The 17378-nt window shown below is 65.2% G+C and carries 16 protein-coding genes and 2 pseudogenes; 12 read left to right on the forward strand and 6 right to left on the reverse strand.

Annotation, left to right across the window (positions count from 1 at the left end; all coding sequences use genetic code 11):
* Nucleotides 1-48: 48 nt before the first annotated feature.
* The 3 genes and pseudogenes from ACK2SD_RS21115 to ACK2SD_RS21125 form a co-directional block, all read left to right on the forward strand.
* Entirely contained in the window at nucleotides 49-936 is an 888-nt protein-coding gene (locus ACK2SD_RS21115; RefSeq protein WP_412460757.1) for a neutral zinc metallopeptidase, read from the forward strand.
* Between the two features lie 318 nt (nucleotides 937-1254).
* Nucleotides 1255-2136 (forward strand): annotated as a pseudogene (locus ACK2SD_RS21120) (methyl-accepting chemotaxis protein); the annotation flags it as partial.
* A 198-nt stretch (nucleotides 2137-2334) separates the two neighbouring features.
* Nucleotides 2335-2917: pseudogene (locus tag ACK2SD_RS21125) on the forward strand (methyl-accepting chemotaxis protein); the annotation flags it as partial.
* Nucleotides 2918-3086: 169 nt separating this feature from the next.
* On the opposite strand, the gene ggt reads toward ACK2SD_RS21125, so the two are convergent.
* The 3 genes from ggt to ACK2SD_RS21140 all read right to left on the reverse strand — a co-directional run bounded on the left by ggt (nucleotide 3087) and on the right by ACK2SD_RS21140 (nucleotide 6466).
* Nucleotides 3087-4754 (reverse strand): gamma-glutamyltransferase, encoded by a 1668-nt coding sequence (ggt, locus tag ACK2SD_RS21130; RefSeq protein ID WP_412460758.1) that lies wholly within the window; start codon nucleotides 4752-4754, stop codon nucleotides 3087-3089.
* A gap of 115 nt (nucleotides 4755-4869) precedes the next feature.
* Nucleotides 4870-5766, reverse strand: a complete 897-nt coding sequence (locus ACK2SD_RS21135) for a LysR substrate-binding domain-containing protein (protein ID WP_412460759.1) — start codon at nucleotides 5764-5766, stop codon at nucleotides 4870-4872.
* Between the two features lie 109 nt (nucleotides 5767-5875).
* The gene (locus ACK2SD_RS21140) at nucleotides 5876-6466 is read right to left on the reverse strand and encodes an NAD(P)H-dependent oxidoreductase (RefSeq protein WP_412460760.1); all 591 of its coding nucleotides are present in this window, start codon (nucleotides 6464-6466) and stop codon (nucleotides 5876-5878) included.
* A 158-nt stretch (nucleotides 6467-6624) separates the two neighbouring features.
* Between ACK2SD_RS21140 and ACK2SD_RS21145 the strand changes: the two genes are divergently transcribed.
* The 8 genes from ACK2SD_RS21145 to ACK2SD_RS21180 all read left to right on the forward strand — a co-directional run bounded on the left by ACK2SD_RS21145 (nucleotide 6625) and on the right by ACK2SD_RS21180 (nucleotide 13231).
* A complete protein-coding gene (locus ACK2SD_RS21145; protein ID WP_029613384.1) occupies nucleotides 6625-6939 on the forward strand; it encodes a putative quinol monooxygenase in 315 nt (104 codons plus the stop codon).
* A gap of 129 nt (nucleotides 6940-7068) precedes the next feature.
* Nucleotides 7069-7674, forward strand: a complete 606-nt coding sequence (locus ACK2SD_RS21150) for a CDP-alcohol phosphatidyltransferase family protein (RefSeq protein WP_116887539.1) — start codon at nucleotides 7069-7071, stop codon at nucleotides 7672-7674.
* A 30-nt stretch (nucleotides 7675-7704) separates the two neighbouring features.
* Nucleotides 7705-9453: a bifunctional alpha/beta hydrolase/class I SAM-dependent methyltransferase gene (locus ACK2SD_RS21155; protein ID WP_412460761.1), complete on the forward strand. Its 1749-nt coding sequence runs from the start codon at nucleotides 7705-7707 to the stop codon at nucleotides 9451-9453.
* Nucleotides 9453-10775 (forward strand): phosphatase PAP2/dual specificity phosphatase family protein, encoded by a 1323-nt coding sequence (locus ACK2SD_RS21160; RefSeq protein WP_412460762.1) that lies wholly within the window; start codon nucleotides 9453-9455, stop codon nucleotides 10773-10775. Before ACK2SD_RS21155 ends, ACK2SD_RS21160 begins: the two co-directional genes overlap by 1 nt.
* On the forward strand, nucleotides 10775-11206 hold the full coding sequence (locus tag ACK2SD_RS21165; protein WP_412460763.1) for a hypothetical protein: 432 nt from the start codon (nucleotides 10775-10777) through the stop codon (nucleotides 11204-11206). Before ACK2SD_RS21160 ends, ACK2SD_RS21165 begins: the two co-directional genes overlap by 1 nt.
* 8 nt (nucleotides 11207-11214) lie before the next feature.
* A complete protein-coding gene (locus ACK2SD_RS21170; RefSeq protein WP_295486013.1) occupies nucleotides 11215-11838 on the forward strand; it encodes a lysophospholipid acyltransferase family protein in 624 nt (207 codons plus the stop codon).
* Between the two features lies 1 nt (nucleotide 11839).
* Entirely contained in the window at nucleotides 11840-12772 is a 933-nt protein-coding gene (locus ACK2SD_RS21175) for a phosphatidate cytidylyltransferase (protein WP_039575048.1), read from the forward strand.
* Between the two features lie 114 nt (nucleotides 12773-12886).
* The gene (locus tag ACK2SD_RS21180) at nucleotides 12887-13231 is read left to right on the forward strand and encodes a cupin domain-containing protein (RefSeq protein ID WP_029613387.1); all 345 of its coding nucleotides are present in this window, start codon (nucleotides 12887-12889) and stop codon (nucleotides 13229-13231) included.
* A 103-nt stretch (nucleotides 13232-13334) separates the two neighbouring features.
* Here ACK2SD_RS21180 and mmsB read toward each other — a convergent pair whose 3' ends face one another.
* Nucleotides 13335-14228: a 3-hydroxyisobutyrate dehydrogenase gene (gene mmsB / locus ACK2SD_RS21185; RefSeq protein ID WP_317871450.1), complete on the reverse strand. Its 894-nt coding sequence runs from the start codon at nucleotides 14226-14228 to the stop codon at nucleotides 13335-13337.
* A 10-nt stretch (nucleotides 14229-14238) separates the two neighbouring features.
* Entirely contained in the window at nucleotides 14239-15762 is a 1524-nt protein-coding gene (locus ACK2SD_RS21190) for a CoA-acylating methylmalonate-semialdehyde dehydrogenase (RefSeq protein WP_304485021.1), read from the reverse strand.
* A gap of 131 nt (nucleotides 15763-15893) precedes the next feature.
* Between ACK2SD_RS21190 and ACK2SD_RS21195 the strand changes: the two genes are divergently transcribed.
* Nucleotides 15894-16844 carry a LysR family transcriptional regulator gene (locus tag ACK2SD_RS21195; protein ID WP_116887532.1) on the forward strand — a complete coding sequence of 317 codons (951 nt, stop codon included), beginning with the start codon at nucleotides 15894-15896 and terminating at the stop codon, nucleotides 16842-16844.
* Nucleotides 16845-16875: 31 nt separating this feature from the next.
* Here the strand turns inward: ACK2SD_RS21195 and ACK2SD_RS21200 are convergent, their stop codons facing one another.
* Complete coding sequence (locus ACK2SD_RS21200; protein WP_412460764.1) at nucleotides 16876-17376, reverse strand: OmpA family protein; 501 nt, start codon at nucleotides 17374-17376, stop codon at nucleotides 16876-16878.
* Nucleotides 17377-17378 lie beyond the last annotated feature (2 nt).

The following is a 17378-nucleotide window of genomic DNA, read 5'->3' on the forward strand; positions in this document are numbered from 1 at the left end:
AGCGCAGGACTATCCTGCATGCACTGCCCCTTACAGCGGAGACACTCTATGGACTGGCGAAAAGGCCGACGCAGCGACAACGTGGTCGACGCACGCGGCTCAGGCGGGGGCGGCGGTATGCGCTTCGGGGGCGGTAAAGGCCTGGGCCTTGGCGCGGTGCTGTTGATCGTCGGCATCGGCTGGCTGACCGGCCAGGACCCGTTGCAGTTGCTCGGCCAGCTCTCCGGCCAGATGCAGCAGCAACAGCAGGCTGCACCAGGCACCACGACCAGCAAAGCGCCACCGGCCAACGACGAACAAGCGCAGTTCGTCGCCTCGATCCTCGGTGACACCGAAGACACCTGGAAAGCCCTGTTCGCCCAGGCCGGCAAGCAGTACCGCGATCCCAAACTGGTGCTATTCAGCGGTCAGGTCAATTCGGCGTGCGGCTTTGCGTCTTCGGCGGTCGGACCGTTCTACTGCCCAGCCGACCAGCGCGTGTACCTGGACATGTCGTTCTTCCGCGAAATGGAAACCCGCTTCGCCGCCGCTGGCGACTTCGCCCAGGCCTACGTGATCGCCCACGAGATCGGCCACCATGTGCAGACCTTGCTCGGCGTCTCGGCCAAAGTCGATGCCGCCCGTCGCAGCGGCCAGCGTATGGAAGGTGACAACGGTCTGCTGGTACGTCAGGAGCTGCAGGCCGACTGCCTGGCCGGTGTCTGGGCCTATCAGGCACAGAAGCGCCTGAACTGGCTGGAACCCGGTGACGTGGAAGAAGCCCTGAACGCCGCCAATGCCATCGGCGACGACCGCCTGCAGCAGCAGGGCCAAGGCCGCGTGGTCCCGGACTCCTTCACCCACGGCACCTCGGCGCAACGCGTGCGCTGGTTCAAGACCGGCTTCGGCAGCGGCGACCTGAACCGCTGCGACACCTTCAATACCCGTAATCTGTAACGCCCTTCGGGGCGTTTCTTCGCTTCTCCAGATCGCAATACGACCAATGGGGCATTTTTCCGCTGAAAAACGTTTCAGCGACAGCGCTTGCTGCCGATAACCCCTGGATCCAAAGCTGGCCCTCTAAAACAACAACGCCCAGCGACGTGAATTCTTGCAACACACATTTTCTGGAGAGCGTGCATGAACAGATGGTTTGCCGATAAGAGCGTGAATCTCAAACTCGGACTGGGCTTCGGCCTGGTCCTGTTGTTGACCGGCCTGCTGGCCCTGGCCAGTTGGAGCAGCCTGGGCAGCATGATCAACCGCAGCAACTGGATGAGCGACATCACCCGGCTCAACATCGACCTCACCAACCTGCGCGTGGCGCGCCTGCAGTACATGATCGCCAATGGCGACGACGCCGCTGCCGCCACCACCCTGGCCAAGCTCGACACCTTCACCGCCCAGCAGCAGCGCCTGGAAAACACCTTCAAGAGCCCTGAAAACGTCAAGCTGCTGCGCGAGCTGGGCAAGACCATCGCCGACTATCGCGTCTCGCTCGACAAGATGCGCGCTGGCTACAAGGTCACCGTCGCGGCCCGGCAGACTCTCGACCAGAACGCGGCCAGTGCCGTGCAGGCGATCGAGGCCCTGAGCCAGACCGTGCTCAATCGCGACGAAAGCGACGCCGGCCGTTTGCAGCAGTACCTGGCGATCAGCAAGGCGCGTCAGCAACTCACGCAGTTGCGACTGACCATGCGCGATTACATCGCCGCTTCCAGCGCAGCGACTGAGCAAGCGATGCTGACTCAACTCGAGCAGACCATCAGCGAAATCGACGGCCTCAAGCGCCAACTGAGCGGCGATACCGCAGGCATCCAGCCGTTCGAGACCGCCGTGCGCGGTTATGGCGAAGCCGTTCGCCAACTGCGCGATGCCACCGCGCAGATCGCCGTGGCCCGCCAGGAAATGACCGTGCAAGGCGCCGACATCGTCAAGGTCAGCGACGAGCTGTACAAGATCCAGCTCGAGCGCCGCGACATCGAAAGCGGCGATGCCCGTACCCTGCAGATCGGCGCCACCTTGCTGGCCCTGCTGTTCGGCGTGCTGGCTGCCGTGATCATCACCCGTCAGATCACCCGTCCTCTGCGCGAAACCCTCGAGGTGGTGGAGCGCATTGCCGGCGGCGACTTGACGCAGAACCTGCAGGTCACCCGCCGCGACGAACTCGGCGTGCTGCAACAAGGCATCGCACGCATGGGCACGACCTTGCGCGAGCTGATCGGCGGCATTCGCGATGGTGTGACCCAGATCGCCAGTGCGGCCGAAGAACTCTCGGCCGTGACCGAACAGACCAGCGCCGGCGCCAATAGCCAGAAGGTCGAAACCGACCAGGTGGCCACTGCCATGCATGAAATGGCGGCCACGGTGCAGGAGGTGGCGCGCAACGCCGAGCAGGCCTCGCATGCCGCAACCCAGGCCGATGACCAGGCCCGTGCTGGCGACAAGGTGGTGGGCGAAGCGATCAGCCAGATCGAACGCCTGGCCAGCGAAGTGCACCGCTCCACTGACGCGATGAACCTGCTGCAACAGGAAAGCCAGAAGATCGGCAGCGTCATGGACGTGATCAAGTCGGTGGCCGAGCAGACCAATCTGTTGGCCCTCAACGCCGCCATCGAAGCGGCCCGAGCCGGCGAAGCCGGACGCGGTTTCGCGGTGGTCGCCGATGAGGTGCGCGGCCTGGCCCAGCGCACGCAGAAGTCCACCGAGGAAATCGAAGAACTCATCGCCAGCTTGCAGAACGGCACCCAGCAGGTGGCCAACGCCATGCTCGGCAGCCAGACCTTGACCGACAGCAGCGTGGACCTGGCGCGCAAAGCGGGCGATTCACTGGCGAGCATCACCAGCACGGTGTCGGGCATCCAGTCGATGAACCAGCAGATCGCCGCAGCGGCCGAACAGCAAAGTGCAGTGGCTGAGGAGATCAGCCGCAGCATCCTCAACGTGCGCGACGTGTCGGAACAAACCGCCGCCGCCAGCGACGAGACCGCGGCGTCCACCGTGGAACTGGCGCGCTTGGGCGGGCAGTTGCAGACGCTGGTCAGCCATTTCCGCGTCTGACGCTGTACAGGACTGACGCCGCCCCTTGAGGGGCGGCGCTCAGCCGATCACTTGACGACCATGCCCACCCCACGCCCACGCGGGTCGGACGCAGTCTCCAACGTCTGCCCGGTCACGCGGATCGCCTGCACGTCGCCCATCTCCCAGCCCTGGTCCTCCAGGACATAGCCCATCTTCTTCAGTTCGTCGGCCACCGGGCCGGTGAGCGGTGCATAGCTGTCGAAGTAGATCGTGTCCTTGGGCAGCAACTGATGGTGCACACGCTGCGCGGCGACGGCTTTTTCCAATGGCATGCCGTAGTCGTACAGGTTGTTCATCACCTGGAAGATCGAGGTGAAGATCCGTGAACCGCCCGGCGTCCCCAGCACCAGGGTGACCTTGCCGTCACGCGTGATCAGGCTCGGGCTCATCGATGAGAGCATGCGCTTGCCCGGTGCGATGGCGTTGGCGTCACCGCCGACCACGCCGAACACATTGGCCGCCCCAGGCTTGGCGCTGAAGTCGTCCATTTCGTCGTTGAGCAGGAAGCCCGCGCCCTTGACCACCACGCCACTGCCATAGTCGAGGTTGAGGGTATAGGTGTTGCTCACCGCATTGCCCTGGCGGTCGACGATGGAGAAGTGCGTGGTCTGGTGTGGCTCCAGGCCCGGCTTGACCTGGTCGGTGGCGGAGATGGCCGTCGGATTGACCTGCGCGGCGCGCTTGGCCAGGTAGTCCTTGGCCATCAGTTGCTTGACCGGCACCTGGGTGAAGGCCGGATCGCCCAGGTAATCGGCGCGGTCGGCGAATACCCGCTTCTCGATCTCGGACAGCAGGTGAATGTACTTCGCCGAGTTGTGCGCCACGCCTTTGAAGTCCGCCGCACGGTCCTCCTTGATGCCCAGCAGTTGGCCTAGCGCGACACCACCGGAGCTCGGTGGCGGCGCCGTATAGACCACGTTGCCGCGCCACTCGATGGCGATCGGATCGCGCCACAGCGCCTTGTAGTCCTTCAGATCGTCCTTGGTGATCAGGCCCTTGTCGGCCTGCATCTGCGCCACCAGCAGGTCGGCGGTCTTGCCCTGATAGAACTCGCTCACGCCTTTGTCGGCGATGCGCTCGAGGGTCTGGGCCAGTTCCGGCTGCTTGAATAGCTCGCCCACTTTCATGCTGCCAAAGTAGTCGTTGAAGTTGGTCGCGGTCTTGAACAGGCCTTGGGCGTCATCGCGGTACTGGTACTGCTTCTGGGCGATCTCGAATCCGTTCTGCGCATAGCCGATGGCCGGCGTGAGCAGCTCGCTCCACGGCAGCTTGCCGAACTTCTGGTGCGCCTCCCACAGGCCCATGACCGTGCCTGGCACACCGGCGGCGCGAGCACCGACCAGACTGAGGTTTTCGATCACCTCGCCTTTGTCGTTCAGGTACATAGTCTTGGTCGCGGCCTTCGGCGCCACTTCGCGGTAGTCGAGGAAATACGGCTTGCCGTCGACGAACAGGGTCATGAAACCGCCGCCACCGATGTTCCCGGCTTCCGGGTAGGTGACCGCCAGGGTGAACGCGGTGGCGACGGCAGCGTCCACCGCATTGCCGCCCTTCTTGAGAATATCGGCGGCGACCTGGGCGCCGTACTGATCGGGCGCGGCGACCGCGCCGCCTTCGAGGGTCACGGCATAGGCCGAGGAACAGCTCAGGATCGCGGCCCCGAGGGCCAGGGACTGGAACATGACGATACGCATGACGCTTCCTTAGTCGTTCTTGTCGAACCTCCATTTAAGGCGCAGGCATCGCGTTCAGGCAAACGGCAGGCACTGAGGTGGACGTCTTTGGGCAACCGTGTCGCGTTCAGACAACTCAGCAGGCGTATGTCGACAGCTTGGCCTGGATGAAATCCAGGAAGCATTGAATACGCAGTGCCAGTTGCGTGTTGCGGTAATAGACCGCATGAATCGGCTGGCGATAGCCACTGTTGGCCTCGGCCAGCAGCACCTGCAGACGGCCCGTGCGGATGTCGTCATGGGTCATGAAGTGCGACAGGCAGACGATCCCCTCACCCGCCAACGCCAACTGACGCAGGGTTTCGCCGCTGGAGGCCAGCAGCGCCGGACGGATCGCCCAGCGGTCGCCCTGGGCGTGACGCAGGGGCCAGTGGTTGAGACTTTCCGGCGCGCTGAATCCGAGCAGCCCATGCTGGCTCAGGTCCTCCACCGCGCGTGGCGTGCCATGGCGCTCCAGGTACTGCGGGCTGGCCAGGATCAGCAGCGGGCTGCACCCCAGCGAACGGGCGTGCAGGCTGGAGTCGGCCAGCTCGCCGATGCGGATGGCGACATCGGTGCTGTGCTCGAGCAGGTCGATGATCAGGTCGTCGCTGTTGAGTTCGAGCTCGATGCCGGGGTACTGGCGGCGGAACTCGCCGATCCACGGCAAGATCGCGTGGAGCATGAACGGTGCAGCGGCATTGATGCGCAGGCGGCCGGTCGGTGTCTGACGGTTGAGCGACAGGCGCTCCTCCAGATCGTCCATCTGCGCGAGAATCTGCCGCGCGCGTTCGAGGAAGAAGCGGCCTTCCTCGGTGAGGTCCATGCGCCGGGTGGTGCGGTTGACCAAGGTGGTGCCCAGCTTGGCCTCCAGACGCGACAAGGTCCGACTCATGGCCGAGGGCGTCTGGCCCATCTGCTCGGCAGCAGCGGAGATGGATCCGCAATCGATGACGGCCACGAATGCCTGAAGTTCTTCGGATCGAGTTTTCACGCGTGCGCCTTGGCGGGAGGAAGGAGTGATTGATAGCGGTTGATCGCTCACCGTGCAAGCACGCGCCCAGGCCATCGCTGCCCGGCAGCGGACGAAAACAGCGCAGCCATCACTCGGCCTTGTCGAACAGCGCGCCCAAGTGCGCCTCGTATGCCGCCACCGCCGCTGGCACATCCGGACGTTTCATCACGTCGGTGGCCACGAAGCTGGGCAGGCCCGTCATGCCGAGGAACTGGTTGGCCTTGTGGAACGCGAAATACACCGCGTCCACACCTTTGCCTTCGAAGAAATCGGTCGGGTCGTCGAAGGCCTGCTGCGGCGCGTTCCAGGTGGCCGAGATCATGTAGCGCTTGCCCATGAGCAATCCGCCGCTGCCGTACTTCTGCGAAGCGTCGGAGCGGGTACGGCCATCGTTGGCGTACAGACGACCATGGCCTGCGGTGAACACCTCATCGATGTATTGCTTCACCGTCCAGGGCGCGCCCATCCACCAACCCGGCATCTGGTAGATCACCACGTCGGCCCAGAGGAATTTGCGCACCTCTGCCTCGATAGCGTAGCCGCCGTCGATGAAGGTCTGCTGCACGTCGAAGCCCGCGTGGTCCAGGTAGGCCATGGCGGCTTCGTGCAAGGTGGTGTTCAGGCGACCGTCGGAATGGGCGAAGTGCTTGCCGCCATTGAGCAAGAGGATATTTTTCATGGGAGGATCTCGTCGCAACGTTTGGGATGGCGGCAGGTTAGGCCGTCACGCAAGCTGTAAAAAGTCGGTCAGCGGCAAAAGGCTTTTGCCTTAAAGTCACGAATCACGAACCGATTACTGCCCTACAATGCACTTCATCTTTCCTGAGGATCCCACCCATGAACGAACCGGTCGCCTTCATTCTCAAAGCCAAGACCCGCCCGGAACAGGCAGCGGCCTTCGAGGCGTTGTTCCGCGCCTATGTCGAGCCCAGCCGCCAGGAACCGGGCTGCATCGAATACCACATGCTGCGAGACAAGGAAGATCCCAGCCTCTTCGTGTTCTACGAAGTGTGGGCCGACCAGGCCGCGTTCGACGCCCACTGCGCGTTGGCGCACATGACGAGCTTCTTCGAACGACGCATGGACTTCCTGGAGCGCGACTTCGATATCCAGCACGTCGACGTGCTCAGCCCTGACTTAGCGCGGCGCTGATCAGCGCCAGGCACGGGTATCCAGACTCCAGACACTGCCTGGTTCACAGGACCGCCACATAGCGCTTGCCGCCCCGCGAACTCTTTCCCCACAATCGGCTCCTACCTGCACCCGGATAGGGAGTCCCCCGTGCCATCCATCTACCAGCTCAAACCTCGCTTCCAGGCCCTGCTGCGCCCTACGGTGCAGCGTCTGCATGATCGCGGGGTGACCGCCAACCAAGTGACCGTCTTCGCGGCACTGGTGTCGGTGCTGCTCGGGCTGTTGCTGGCCGCCCTGCCCGACGTCACCGGGTTGTTCATTCTGCTGCCGGTGTGGATGCTGCTGCGCATGGCGCTCAATGCCGTAGACGGCATGCTGGCCCGGGAATTCGGCCAGCAGTCGACCCTCGGCGGCTACCTCAACGAACTCTGCGACGTGATCGCCGACGCCGCGCTGTACCTGCCCTTCGCGCTGCTGACCGGCGTCTGGCCGGTGCTCGTGGTGCTGGTGGTGATCCTGGCCATCGTCAGTGAATACGCCGGCGTGATGGGTCCTCTGGTCGGGGCTTCGCGGCGCTACGACGGGCCGATGGGCAAGAGCGACCGCGCCTTCGCGTTTGGCGTGCTGGGCACCGGCGTCGCCTTCGGCCTGCTGCCGGCGAGCTGGATCAACGGCCTGCTGCTGGTCATCCTCGCGCTGTCGCTCTATACCCTCTACAACCGGGTGCGCCACGGGCTGGCCGAAACCCGCTGATTCCACTGCCGCAGGACAAGGACTTTCGCCATGCGCCAAGCGCAATCGCTGCACTTCCCGACCCACGATGGCGTCGAACTGCACTACCGGCACTGGCCGGCCACCCGCAACGCGTACCAGCCACGCCGGGCGCTGGTGATGTTCCACCGCGGCCACGAGCACGGTGCGCGCCTGGCGCACCTGGCCGACGAACTGAACCTGCCGGGCTACGACCTCTTCGCCTGGGACGCCCGCGGCCATGGTCTGTCACCCGGCGCGCGAGGCGACAGTCCGAGCTTCGCCACCAGCGTGCGCGACGTGCAGACTTTCATCGAGCATATCCAGTCCCGGCATGGCATCGCCGAGGCCGACATGGTGGTACTGGCGCAAAGCGTCGGCGCGGTGCTGGTCGCCACCTGGGCCCACGACTACGCCCCCAAGGTGCGCTGCCTGGTGCTCGCCTCGCCAGCGTTCAAGGTCAAACTCTACGTGCCCTTCGCTCGCCCCGGCCTGAAGCTGCTCAAGGCCGTGCGTGGCAATTTCTTCGTCAACAGCTACGTCAAACCGCAACTGCTGACCCACGATCCCGACCGGGTCGCCTCTTATGCCGCCGACCCACTGATCAGCCGACCGATTTCGGTGACCGTGCTGCTGGGCCTGTACGAAGCCGCCGAACGTGTGGTGGCCGATGCCCAGGCGATCCAGGTGCCGACTCAACTGCTGGTGTCCGGTGCGGACTTCGTGGTCGAACGCGCGCCGCAGGAGCGCTTCTTCGAGCGCCTCGGCAGCGCGCGCAAGGAGCTGCACGTGTTGCCCGGTTTCTTCCATGACACCCTCGGCGAGCGTGATCGCGCCCACGCCTTGGCGCGCATCGAGCGCTTCATTGCCCATTGCTTCGACGCGCCGCTGGCGCCGCCCTCGCTGCTCGACGCCGACAATACCGGCGCCAGTTGCGCCGAAGCCGAGGCACTGGCTGCCCCACTGCCACGCCACTCGCCGCGCGCGCTGTACTGGCGCAGCTACCGCGCTGGGCTGCGCCTGGTCAAAGGCTTGTCCGACGGCGTCAAGTTGGGTTTCGACACCGGCTTCGACTCGGGCAGCACGCTGGACTACGTGTACCGCGACCAGGCCAGCGGCAAGGGTCGGCTGGGTCGCCTGATCGACCGCAACTACCTCGACGCCATCGGCTGGCGCGGCATCCGCCAGCGCAAGCTGCACGTCGAGGAACTGCTGCGCCTGGCCATCGAGCGGCTGCGCGAACAAGGCCGCGCGGTGCACATCGTCGATATCGCCGCCGGTCACGGCCGCTACATCCTCGACGCCTTGCAGACACACCGGCCGGACTCGATCCTGCTGCGCGACTACAGCGAGCTGAACGTGCAACAGGGCACTGCCCTGATCCAGGAAAAAGGCCTCGGCGAGATTGCGCGCTTCGTCCAAGGCGACGCCTTCGACCGCCAGAGCCTGGCCAGCCTCGACCCGCGCCCAACGCTGGCCGTGGTCTCCGGCCTCTACGAACTGTTCGCCAGCAATCAGTGGGTGGGCAACTCCCTGGCCGGTCTGGCCGACGCCGTGGAAGACGGGGGTTACCTGGTCTACACCGGCCAACCCTGGCACCCGCAACTGGAGATGATCGCCCGCGCCCTGACCAGCCACCGGGGTGGCGACGCCTGGGTGATGCGCCGGCGTAGCCAGGCGGAAATGGACCAACTGGTGGAGGCGGCAGGCTTTCGCAAGATCACCCAACGCATCGACCCCTGGGGCATCTTCAGCGTCAGCCTGGCCCAGCGGGTACGTTGATGGCCCGCGAGGCCGGTTTGATCCGGCGCGGGGTGCTGTGGCTGTTGCTGCTGGGGCCGCTGTTCTTCCTCAGCTATGGCCTGGCCAACAGCTACACGGCCACGCGCGACGACGTCGGCAGCCTGGTGTTCGACTGGGAACGGCATATGCCGCTGTGGCCCTGGACCATCATTCCCTATTGGTCGATCGACCTGCTGTACGGGCTGTCCTTCCTGCTGCCGCGCAATCGCCGGGAAATGGATCGGCATGCCCTGGCGCTGCTGACGGCGCAACTGCTCAGCGTCAGTTGTTTCCTGCTGTGGCCGCTGCGCTTCACCTTCGAGCGACCGGAGCTGGCCGGCCTGTTCGGCTGGCTGTTCGACGTGCTGATGGGCTTCGACAAACCGTTCAACCAGGCGCCGTCGCTGCATATCGCGCTGCTGGTGATCATCTGGACGATGTTCGCCCGCCACACCCGGCGCCCACTGCTGCGTGGGCTGGTGCACGGCTGGATGGCGCTGATCGGGGTGTCGGTGCTGACCACCTGGCAGCATCATTTCATCGACCTGCCCAGCGGCGCGCTGGTCGGCCTGTTGTGCGTCTGGTTGTGGCCCCATCGAGGGCCGCTGCCCCTGCACGCGGCGAGGCTTGCGCGCGAGCCGAAACGCTGGCGACTGGGCCTGCGCTACGGCCTCGGCGCCGGGCTGTGTGCCTGGCTGGGCGTGTCGCTGGGCGGGCTGTGGCTAGGCCTGCTGTGGCCGGCGCTGGCGTTGCTGATGGTGGCGCTGAACTACGTGCTGTTCGGTGCCGGTGGCTTCCAGAAGGATGCCACCGGACGCCTGTCGACGGCGGCAACCTGGCTGCTGGCACCGTACCTGATCGGCGCCTGGATCAACACACGCCTGTGGACCTGGCGACACCCTCACGCCGATGAAGTGTGTGACGGGGTCTACCTGGGGCGGATACCTGGTCGGGGTCAGGCGACTTCATTTGCCGGCGTGCTGGACCTGAGCGCCGAGTTGCCCTGCCGCTGCGATTTACCCGCGATGCAGCAGGAACAGCCGGCCTACCTCAACCTGCCCAACCTTGACCTCATCCCCCCCAGCCCCGCGCTGCTGAATCAAGCCGCCGAGGCCATCGAACGCCTGCGCCAGCACGGCAGCGTCCTGGTCTGCTGCGCCCTGGGCTACTCACGCAGCGCCAGTGCCGTGGCTGCCTGGCTGATCCTCACCGGCCGCTGCGCCGATATCGAGGCGGCCCAAGCCCTGATCCGTAAGGCGCGCCCCGGCGTGGTGCTGCACCCAGGCCATCGCCAAGCCCTGCGACGCAAGGAGGTGCGTTGATGGACCTGCACCTGGTTGCCGCCCTGCTTGGCCGCGGCCGACAACTGGAGCGCCTGTCCGATGGCCTCACGTTGTTGGCCATCGGCTACGGCCTCACGCCCCTGCTCGGCCTGCACCTGCCTGCGCTGGCCAGTGCCCTGTGCGCACTGCTGCTGATCCTCGGCCTTGCCCACAAATACTGGGCGCTGCGCGTGGCCCTGGACGCCGAGCTGTTCACTCGCCTGGCCAGCAGCCCCCAACTCGACGAAGACACCGGCGCGCTGGACCGGGCGCTGTTCGACCTCAAACTCAAGGCCAGTGCCGACGACCCGCGCCACTGGCCAGCCCGCAGCCAAGGCGCCCTGGCGCTGCTGCGGCGCCAGGCGCTGTGCCTGGCACTGCAACTGCTGCTGGCCTTGACGACCCTGCTGACGCTGCCTTTCACAGGATGAACCGCACCATGCTTCCAGCCCTCACCGCTTTTGCCATCACCTGCGCCGCGCGCCTGATCACCGGGGCGCGCGCCCTCTGGCTCGGCTGCACGCCACAGCCGATACAACGCCTGTATTTCGCCAACCACAGCAGCCACGGCGACTTCGTTCTGCTCTGGGCCTCGTTGCCCGAGCCGCTACGGCGGCGCACGCGGCCGGTGGCCGGCGCCGATTACTGGTGCCAGCCCGGCCTGCGCGATTTCATCATCCGCAAAGTGTTCAACGGTGTGCTCATCGACCGCCAGCGCAGCGATGCCCAGAGTAATCCGCTGCAACCGGTGCTCGACGCCCTGGCCCAGGGCGACTCGCTGATCTTCTTCCCGGAAGGCACGCGCAATCTGGGTGACGAGCCGCTGCTGCCGTTCAAGAGCGGGTTGTTCCACCTGGCCTCGGCCCAGCCGCAGATCGAAGTGGTGCCGGTGTGGATCGCCAACCTCAACCGCGTGATGCCCAAAGGCCGCGCCCTGCCGCTGCCGTTGCTGTGCACCCTGAGCTTCGGCGAGCCGTTGCACGTACAGCCTGATGAAGACAAGCAGGCGTTTCTCGAGCGGGCCCGGCAGGCCCTGCTGAACCTGGCCCCGAAGGAAGCCTGAAATGGAAGACAACACCCTGTCCCTGTTCATCGGCATCGGCGCCCTGCTGCTGCTCGCCAGCCTGATCGGTCGCCTGCTGAAATGGCGCGCCGGCCCCGGCCCGCATGCGGTGATCGACAACCTCAACGCCCGCATCAACGCCTGGTGGGTGATGGTGCTGGTGATCGGCCTGGCCTTCGTGTTCGGCAAGTACGGCGTGATCGTGCTGTTCTACTGCGTGTCGTTCTACGCGCTGCGCGAATTCATGACCCTCACTCCGACCCGGCGCAGCGATTACCCGGCGCTGGCGGCAGCCTTCTACGTAGCCTTGCCGGTGCAATACCTGCTGATCGGTATGGACTGGTACGGGCTGTTCAGCATCTTCATTCCGGTCTACCTGTTCCTGCTGCTGCCGATCCTGGCCAGCTTCGGCGGCGACACCACGCGCTTCCTGGAACGCGCCTCGAAAGTGCAGTGGGGGCTGATGATCGCGGTGTACTGCGTGTCGTCGGTACCCGCGCTGATGACCCTGGACATTCCGGGCTACGAGGGCCGCAACCTGTTGCTGATCGCCTGGCTGATCCTGGTGGTGCAGATCAGCGACGTACTGCAGTACGTGTGCGGCAAGCTGTTCGGCAAGCGCAAGGTGGCGCCCAACCTGTCGCCCTCCAAGACCGTCGAAGGCCTGGCCGGCGGCGTGGCCCTGGCCACCTTGGTGGGGGCGCTGCTGTGCTGGATCACGCCGTTCAACTTCTGGCAGGCGGCGCTGATGGCGTTGACGGTCAACGCCATGGGTTTCTTCGGCGGCCTGGTGATGTCGGCGATCAAACGCGACCGTGGGGTGAAGGACTGGGGCCACATGATCGAAGGCCACGGTGGCATGCTCGACCGCATGGACTCGGTGTGCTTCGCCGCCCCGGTGTTCTTCCACTTCGTTCGCTACTGGTGGGCCTGACCGAAGCGGGTCGAACAGCGCATCCAGACACATGAAGGTCGAGCCCAGGCAACCGCAGCTACCGTTCAGCCCCTATGGTGACGGGTCATTCAGCCCGTCATCAGGAGCTCTGCCATGTCCGACTTCATCACTGTCCTGCGCGAAACCTGCCCGACGCCGGTCGTCAACGCGACCAAGTGGAAACGCATCGGCGGCGATCCGCACACCGTCAACCTCAACGCCTACCTTTCGGCCGACGGCAGCAAGATCATGGGCACCTGGATCTGCACGCCCGGCAAGTTCGAGGTGAACTACGACAAGTGGGAGTTCTGCCACTTCCTCGAAGGCTATTGCATCATCACCCCGGAGGGCGAAGAGCCCAAGCACCTGAAGGGCGGTGACGTGTTCGTCATCGAGCCCGGCATGAAGGGCACCTGGGAAGTGGTGGAGACCGTGCGCAAGTACTTCGTGTTCGCCTGACGCCTGAGGGGCCGCCAAGCGGCCCATCGCGACGCAAGGCCGCGTGCACAAAGGCTACGTGAGCCCGCTGAGCGGAGCATCACGTGGCCTTCTTGCGTTCAGCTCAGTCGTCCTTCTTCCGATAGCCCTCGACGATCGCCGAGAAATCCTTGCCGCCCTCGCCGCGCAAGCTCATGGCTTGGTACAACTGCTGCGCGACTGCACCGAGAATCACCGGCTGGTGCGCCTGGCGCGCGGCCTCGGTGGCCAGGCCCAGGTCCTTGAGCATCAGTTCGGCACCGAAGCCACCGGTGTAGCCGCGTGCAGCCGGCGCGGTGTCGATCACACCGGGCCAAGGGTTGTAGGTATCGGAGCTCCAGCAACGGCCGGTGGAGCTGTTGATGATCCCGGCCAGCACCTGGGTGTCGATGCCCAGCGCATTGCCCAGGGCCATGGCTTCGGACACGCCGATCATGGAGATGCCCAGCAGCAGGTTGTTGCAGATCTTGGCAATCTGCCCAGTGCCCACTGCACCGCAGTGCACGATGTTGCGGCCCATCTGTTCGAGCACCGGCTTGAGCGTGGCGAACAGCTCGGGGCTGGCGCCGACCATGAAGGTCAATGTCCCCGCCGCGGCACCACCGGTGCCCCCCGACACCGGCGCGTCGCCCATGTCGATGCCCTTGGCCGCCGCGGCCTTGGACACGTCGCGGGCGGTCTGCGGATCGATGGTGCTGCAGTCCAACGTCGGTGTGCCGGGCTTGATGCCGGCGAGCACACCGTCGTCCTCGTTCAGGTACACCGAGCGCACGTGGGCAGCGGCCGGCAGCATGGTGATCACCAGCTCGCTGCGGGCAGCGGCGTCCTTCGGCGAGGTGCTGACCTGCCCGCCCAGTTCGGCAAGCTCGGCCAGCACGGTTTTGTTGAGGTCGAACAGGTTCAGCGTGTGCCCGGCCTTGATCAGGTTGCGGGCCATGGGGGCGCCCATGTTGCCCAGACCGATGAATGCGATACGCATGACCAACTCCTTAGCGCAGGCTGATGGTGGTGTTCACGCCGTCGTTGACGCTGTCGTCGTCGAACCAGCGGGCCGTGACCGTCTTGGTCTGGGTATAGAACTGCACCACCTGTTTGCCATAGGGGCCCAGATCGCCCAGCTTGGAGCCGCGCGAACCGGTGAAGCTGAAGAACGGCACCGGCACCGGGATCGGGATGTTGATGCCGACCTGGCCGACGTCGATCTCGCTCTGGAACTTGCGTGCCGCCGCGCCGCTCTGGGTGAACAAGCCGGTGCCGTTGCCGAACGGGTTGGCGTTGACCAGGGCGATGGCCTCATCGAGGGTGTCGACTTCAAGCGTGACCAACACCGGGCCGAAAATTTCCTGGGTGTAGATCTGCATGTCGGTGGTCACGCCGGAGAACAGGGTCGGGCCGACGAAGTTGCCGTGCTCGAAGCCCGGCACCTGCACGTCACGGCCGTCCAGCTCGAGCGTGGCGCCTTCTTTCACGCCGCTGTCGATCAGCCCCAGCACGCGCTCCTTGGCGCGCTTGGACACCACCGGACCGACGTCGGTCCCCGGCTCGCTGCCAGCGTTGACCTTGAGCCTGCTCGCCGCCGCCTTGATGTCCGGCAGCCACTCGCGGGCCTTGCCCACCAGCACCGCCACCGAGGTGGCCATGCAGCGCTGGCCGGCTGCACCGAAGGCCGCGCCGACCAGGGCGTTGATGGTTTGGGTGCGGTTGGCGTCGGGCAGCACCACGGCGTGGTTCTTGGCGCCCATCATCGACTGCACGCGCTTGCCGTGCTGACTGGCAAGGTTGTACACGTGGGTGCCGACCTCGGTCGAGCCGACGAAGGACACCGCCTTGATGTCCCGATGGGTGCACAGCGCATCGACCACCTGCTTGCCACCGTGCACCACGTTCAGCACGCCCGCCGGCACTCCGGCTTCCAGCGCCAGTTCGACCAGCATCAGCGTCGACAGCGGATCCTGCTCGGACGGCTTGAGCACGAAGGTGTTGCCGCAGACGATGGCCATGGGGAACATCCACAGCGGAATCATCGCCGGGAAGTTGAACGGGGTGATACCGGCGCACACGCCGATCGGCTGGCGCAAGGTGTAGGTGTCGACGCCACCGGCCACGTTCTCGGCGAACTCGCCCATCTGCAGGGTGCCGATGGACGCGGCGTGCTCCACCACTTCCAGACCGCGGAAGATGTCGCCCTCGGCATCGGCCAGGGTCTTGCCTTGCTCGGCGCTCAGGGTCGCGGCGATGCGCTTGCTGTGCTCGCGGATCAGCGCCTGTAACTTGAGCATGATGCGCATGCGCGCACCGATCGGCGTGTCACGCCAGGTCTTGAAGGCACGCTGGGCGGCAGCGATGGCGGCGTCGACTTCGGCGGCGGTGGCGAACGGCACGCGCGCCAGTACCTGCTGGGTGGCCGGATTGACCACGTCGCGCCATTCCTGAGTGGTCGACTCCACCCATTGCCCGTCGATCAACAACTTGGCCTGCTGCACGTGGGTCGTGGGGGTGTGGGGTGCGTTCATCTGCGCTCTCCTTGGAATTATTGTCGGAACGAAGACGCCTACGCCGCAGCGAACGGGGTGGCGTGCAGGGAGTGAGTTCGAGTATAGATGTGCAAACATCCAACAAGAATGCACAAAAAAACCGGATCAACATGCAAAAAGACCTGACCTCCCTCAGTGCGCTGAACTGGGACGACCTCAAGTTCTTCCTCGAAGTGGCGCGCACACGCAAGGCCAGCAGCGCCGCCAAACGCCTGTCGGTGGACTACACCACGGTGTCGCGACGCATCAGCTCGCTGGAAGGTGCCATGGGCACGCTGTTGTTCGAGAAGTCGCGCACCAACGGCTTCGTACTCACCGCCGAAGGTCAGCGCCTGCTGGGCTACGCCGAGTCGATCGAAAGCACCTTGCACATGGCCTGCGAACAGGTGTCCGGCTCCGGCGTGGCGTTGTCGGGGCATGTGCGCATGGGCTGCACCGAGGGCTTCGGCAGCTTCTTCGTCACCCCGCAACTGAGCCGCTTCGTCGACACCTGGCCAGCGATCTCGGTGGATATCCTGCCGCTGCCCCACTTCATCAGCCTGTCCAAGCGCGAGGCGGACATCGTCATCGCCCTGGAGCGCCCGGAGCACGGGCCGTATGTCTGCTGCAAGCTGTGCGACTACCGCCTGCGGCTGTATGCCACCCGGGAATACCTGGACAACCACGCGCCGATTGGCGAGGTGGCCGACCTGGCGCAGCACCCTTTCATCAGCTACGTCGACGACCTGGCCTTCAGTTCCGAGTTGCTGTACCTGGCGAACCTGATCCCCAACGCCCACGCCCACCTGCGCAGCACCAGCGTGATCGCCCAGTACACCGCCGCACTGCAAGGGCGTGGCCTGGCAATCCTGCCGTGCTTCCTGGCAGCGCAGGACGCGCGGCTGGTGACGGTACTGGAGGATGAGGTCGAGGTGACACGGCAGTTCTGGATGTATTGCCGGGAGGATCTGCGCAAGTTGAAGCGCATCACCCTGCTATGGGACTACATCCGCGAGGTGACTGAGGCGAATGCGCCGTTGCTGATGGGCCAGACGCGCGAGATGGTGTTCGCGCAGGACTGAGGGCGACGGGCGTTAGCCGCACACTCGTCTTTCAATGGGCGCCCACCACGATCGACACCCGCCGGTTCTCGGTACGGCCGGCGCTGGTGCGGTTGTCGGCCACCGGCTGGCGGCTGCCCAACCCGCGTGTCTGGATATCGCCTGGCGGCATACCGATCCCCACCAGCGCCTGCGCCACGCTCTGCGCACGGCGCTCGGACAACTGCTGGTTGTACGCCGCCTTGCCCGAGGCATCGGCATGGCCATCGACGCGCACCCGCTGGATGCCCACCGACAGCAACGCGCGGCCAACGCGTTCGACGATCGCCTGGCTTTGCCCGTTGAGCCGGTCCAGATCGCTGCCGAACAGCACCTTGCCAGACAGATCGAACGCCCAGCCCTCTTCGCTGGGGGTAAAGCCCTCGCGCTGCAGGACAGCGATTTGCTCGGGACTCAGGCCGACGGGCGGCGCCGTCTTGCACGCACTCAACGCTGTCAGTGCCAGCAACAAAGCCAGCCAGGCGAGCGACTGGCGGTAAAAAGGGTGTGTCACGG

This window comes from Pseudomonas sp. SC11 (assembly GCF_047039205.1).
In the GTDB taxonomy this organism is placed as follows: Bacteria; Pseudomonadota; Gammaproteobacteria; order Pseudomonadales; family Pseudomonadaceae; genus Aquipseudomonas; species Aquipseudomonas boreofloridensis.